General features: G+C 61.1%; 4 protein-coding genes. 1 reads left to right on the forward strand and 3 read right to left on the reverse strand.

Features of this window, described 5'->3' with window-relative positions; translation table 11 throughout:
- Window positions 1–1036: diguanylate cyclase domain-containing protein (locus tag ACK1U9_RS04900; protein ID WP_449109737.1), on the forward strand; the 1036-nt coding region annotated here is incomplete at its 5' end.
- Window positions 1037–1075: 39 nt separating this feature from the next.
- On the opposite strand, the gene ACK1U9_RS04905 is transcribed toward ACK1U9_RS04900, so the two are convergent.
- The 3 genes from ACK1U9_RS04905 to ACK1U9_RS04915 form a co-directional block, all read right to left on the reverse strand.
- A complete protein-coding gene (locus ACK1U9_RS04905; protein ID WP_449109738.1) occupies window positions 1076–2365 on the reverse strand; it encodes a hypothetical protein in 1290 nt (429 codons plus the stop codon).
- Between the two features lie 185 nt (window positions 2366–2550).
- The gene (locus tag ACK1U9_RS04910) at window positions 2551–3849 is read right to left on the reverse strand and encodes an ATP-binding protein (RefSeq protein ID WP_135002934.1); all 1299 of its coding nucleotides are present in this window, start codon (window positions 3847–3849) and stop codon (window positions 2551–2553) included.
- A gap of 6 nt (window positions 3850–3855) precedes the next feature.
- Complete coding sequence (locus tag ACK1U9_RS04915) at window positions 3856–4557, reverse strand: response regulator transcription factor (protein WP_108481235.1); 702 nt, start codon at window positions 4555–4557, stop codon at window positions 3856–3858.
- Between the last annotated feature and the right edge of the window lie 101 nt (window positions 4558–4658).

The following is a 4658-nucleotide window of genomic DNA, read 5'->3' on the forward strand; positions in this document are numbered from 1 at the left end:
CGCCGCCCTGCGCGCCGAATTCCGCCAGCACGAATTCGAGGCCATGCGCCCGTTCTGCCTGCTGGTGTTCTGCGTCAGCATCCTGATCTGGCTGGTCTTCGACCTTATCGTCAGCTTCCTCGGTGGCCAGGGTTTCACCTGGCTTTCCTGCCTGTTCATCACCCTGCTCGGCAGCCTAACCGTGGTACTGCGGTTCACCCGTCGCAGCCATCATTTCGATGTGCTCAACCTGCTGTTCATCGCCTCCATCACTCTGGGCATGCGCCTGGTGATCGAAGGCATCCCGGTGGCCCTGCGCCCGGTGTGGCTGGTGCTCGGGGTGTCCACCGTGCTGTACGCCGTGTCGGTGCTACCGGTGCGGCGCTGGTCGTTCTTCTGCGCCATGGCCATCACCTGGGTGGTGCTCAACCCGTTCTACCACACCCGTATCGGGCCGGACGAACTCGAAGGCGCCATGCTGATCAGCTATGCGGTATTCCTCAGCGGCCTGGTCATCTACAGCTACCTGCAGATGCGCAAGGCCAAGCTGCACAACTTCTACCTGTCCAAGGTGCTGCTGGACCAGGCCTATGTCGATGCCCTGACTGAAATCCCCAACCGCCGTTCGTTCATGACCCAGGCTGAACGCCAGTTGCATCTGGCAACGCCCGGGCAGTACCTGGCGATGATCGACATCGACAACTTCAAACGGGTGAATGACCGCTTCGGCCATGATGTAGGCGATGAAGTGCTCAAACGCGTGGCCACGCATATCAAGGCGAGCATGACCGGTTACGAGTTTGCCCGGCTGGGCGGTGAGGAGTTCGCGATACTGTTCCACGGCCTGGACGAGCAAAGCGCTGTCGAGCAGGTCTGCGGACTGTGCAGCAGGGTGCGCGAGGACCATGCCGATCATCCGGTGACCATCAGCATCGGCCTGGTCCGGGTAGACCGTGGCGATACCTTGACAGCAGCGCTGGTCCGAGCGGACCAGGCTTTGTACGCGGCCAAGCACAGTGGCAAGGACCGGTTCGTGCTGTGGCAACCGGCGCTTTGATGAAACGGCATGGCGCATTGCACGCCATACCCGAATCGCTTAGACGAAATAGCAGACCAGATACGACTTGCCAACGGCGTGATCGGTATTGGCGGTACCGCCCAGGATCAGACGTTGTGAGTCAGGGGCCAACGCACAGCGGGCCACATCGGCACCAGTCTCGATGTTGGTGCGTTTGAGGCCACCGTCACCGAATTTCGGATCGAGTACACCGTCCGCCTGGAACCGCCCTACGAAAAACTCGGTTTCCTTCGCATCATAGGGAATGCCCGTCAGGCCGGCGGCCACGCTACCGCTTTCGCCCCTTGGCTGGCAGTGCACCCAACGCGCGCCAGAAGCGGCCGGGGTCAGATGCACCTCACCGCCATTGAAGGCCGGGTCGAGCCCGCCATCAGCGTTCATGTGGCCCGTTACAGCGGCATAGGGCAATCGGTCGGTGGAGCCACACAGGATCAAGCTTCCGTTCACACGCTCGATCACGTCATAAAACTCGACGCCTACCCTGTTCTTGCCTCGTGGAGCCGTTACCCTGCTGATCCCGCCTGTACCAAAAGTTGGATCCAGCATGCCGTCACGGTCCATGCGCACAACCAACCCCTCACCGTCGGTCGCGCCCCAGGCGACGATTCGTCCATCTGCCAGTTCGGTGACACCCTCCAGCCAAACGTGGGGCTCATCGCGTAGCGGCAATTGCCACACGCCGCCATCATGGAAACAATCGTCCAAAGCGCCACACGCAGTGACGCGTACCAGCAGGCCACAACTTTCCGCCTGCTCGTCGAATCGCGTTACGGCGATCAGTATTTTGCCGTCCTGCTGCTGGATAAGCCCATACGGTTCGTCATACGCAGTCGGGCCCTTCAGCTTGAGCCTGACGATGCCGCCTTCGCCGAAGCAGGTATCCAGGGAGCCATCATGCTTGTAACGCGCCAGCAGCGGATGATTCACGGCCTGGGAGCGATCCTCGGCCAACACGATGAAACCATCATCTGCACAGGCAACCACCTCGACCGGCACCGCACTCACCCCCTGGCCGAAGGGTGCCATGATGAAACCACCGTCGCCGAAGCTAACATCCAGCTGTCCTTCAGCTGTCAGACCAGCCAACCCAACATAGGGCCGACCACCAACCCGGTACTGTGCGACAACGATCAGCCTGGATTGACTGATTGCCAGCCCATGCACGCCGCTCTCCACACCACCGGGAAATACAATTTCAACCTTGCCTTGGTCACCGAAAGCTTTGTCAATTTTGCAACTTCTTGCAGCACTATTATCTAACGTCATGATCTGACTCACAAAGAGAACTTGGAAATGAATTGATTCCATTTGCAGTTCTGTATGTCCAGCCATGCGATAGCGACAAAATATTACTACCCAACAATTTGGGCGCAATGAAAATAAACCCAGGTCCAAAGTTGAAAAAACTTACACCCACTTACATGTAGGAACTCTCAAATCCACTGTAACCCAGAGAGTTTAATCTTTATAAGTATTCACGTTTTCCACCGTCGTCATACCACAGGCAAGCGAATCCTGAACGATGCGCCCCCCAAGGTCGATTGACCGACTGTCAAGGTACCCCCCTGCCCCTCGATAGCTCGACGGCTGATCGCAAGGCCCAGACCGAAACCACCGGTATTGCGGTCACGGCTGCGGTCCAGGCGGTAGAACGGCTGGAAGATCCGCTCACGCTCCTCGGGAGGAATACCAATTCCGTCATCCTCGACCGTCAACAGGCAGGCTCCATCCGCCTCCAGACGCAACCGCAGCAACAGGCTTTGATCGCAATAGCGCATGGCGTTACGCACCAGGTTCTGTACGGCTCGGGCGGTCAGTCGTGGGTCCAGCACGAAGCGTGGCAGCTTGTCCTCGGCCTGCACCTCCCACTGGATGTGCCGAGCATCGAGCTCCTCGGCAAAGCCACCCAGCACGCTGTCGACCAGCTCCAGCAACGACACCTCGACCCGCTCGCGGGCCTGGTCGGCGTTGTACAGCCGGCTGTAGGACAACAGCTCCAGCACCAGCTCATCCAGTTCACGCACATGCCCCACCAGTTCCAGCAAGCGCTTGCGGCTGGCCGGCGGCACTTCGTCGAACAGCAGCACCAGGCCGAAATCCAGCCGGGTAAGCGGCGTGCGCAACTCGTGCGACACCGCATTGAGCAGCTCGCGCTGCTGGTTGACGTGGCGCTCCAGGTCACTGGCCATGGTGTCGAACACACCGGCCAGCTCACCGATGTTGGAGTGCGGCGAGATATGCGTACGCTCGGCCATCTGCCCCTGGCCCAGGCGTCGGGCGGTTTCCTTGAGGCGTTCCAGGTCGCGCCAGTGCGGCCATACCCACAGCAGCAGGCAACCGAGCATGGCTGCACCGATCAGTACGGTCACGCCCCACGACAGCACGTTGATGTCCAGCGGGTCTGGCGGTGAGTGCAGGCGCACCAGCCATTCCTTGTCCAGCGGCACCAGCACGGTCTCGTAATAGCCCCATTCGGCGATACGCACGGCGTACAGGCCATGCTCCAGGCGCGCCTGCTCGTCCACGCTCAGGTCAGCCTGGTCCATGCGCAGCAACTGCAGCTCCAGCGGTGCGAAATCACTGGCCAGCTCCTGCTCCACCGCTGGCCACTGCTCGCGCGGGGCCTGGCGGAACTGGCGCACGATCAGCGATTGAACGCCCTTGGCCTGGTCCAGGTTGTAGGCCATGAAGCGGTCCTGGAACAGGCCGACGATGGTATCGGGAATGAACAACAGCGCACCGGCGTAGGCAACGATGATCACCAGGTACAACCGCACCAGAATCTTCAGCATGGGCAGTCAGCACTCCCACTCGACACGGCTGAACAGGTAGCCCTTGCCCCATACGGTCTTGATCTTGCGCGCTTCGCCGGCGTTATCGTCGAATTTGCGTCGCAGCTTGGAAATGGCCACGTCCACCGAGCGGTCGGTGCCGTTGAACTCGATACCCCGCAGTTGCTGCAGGATGCGGTCGCGGTTCAGCACTTCGCCGGCATTGCGCGCCAGTACCACCAGCAGGTTGTACTCGCCGCTTGACAGCTCCACCTCTTCGCCGCGCCAGCTCACGGTGCGCTCGGCCAGGTCGATGCGCAGGCCACCGATCAGGATCAGGTCGTTGTCCAGCCGCGGCTCGTTGACGCTGCTGCGGCGCAGCAAGGTACGCACCCGGGCCAGCAGCACACGCGGCTCGCAGGGTTTGGTCACGTAGTCGTCGGCGCCCATTTCCAGGCCCAGGACCTGGTCGTGGCTGTCGTCGCGGGCGGTCAGCATCAGGATCGGCAGGCCCTGGGACTCCTGGCGCAGCAGGCGGCACAGCTGCAGGCCATCGATGCCCGGCAGCATCAGGTCGAGGATGACCAGGTCGGGCTTTTGCCGGCGGTACTCGTCCAGCACCTGATCGCCACGGGCGATCACCTGGACATGGAAGTCGTTGCGTTGCAGGTAGCTGGCGATCAGCTCGGACAGGGCGCTGTCGTCTTCGACCAGGAAAATATTCGGCATAGGCGCTTGGGAATCTGGGTTGGGGTAAGACCTCACCGGCCTCTTCGCGGGCTTGCCCGCTCCCACAGGGACCGCACAGCACTTGAAAGCTGTGCAGTCCC

The organism is Pseudomonas sp. XP1 (genome assembly GCF_053557675.1).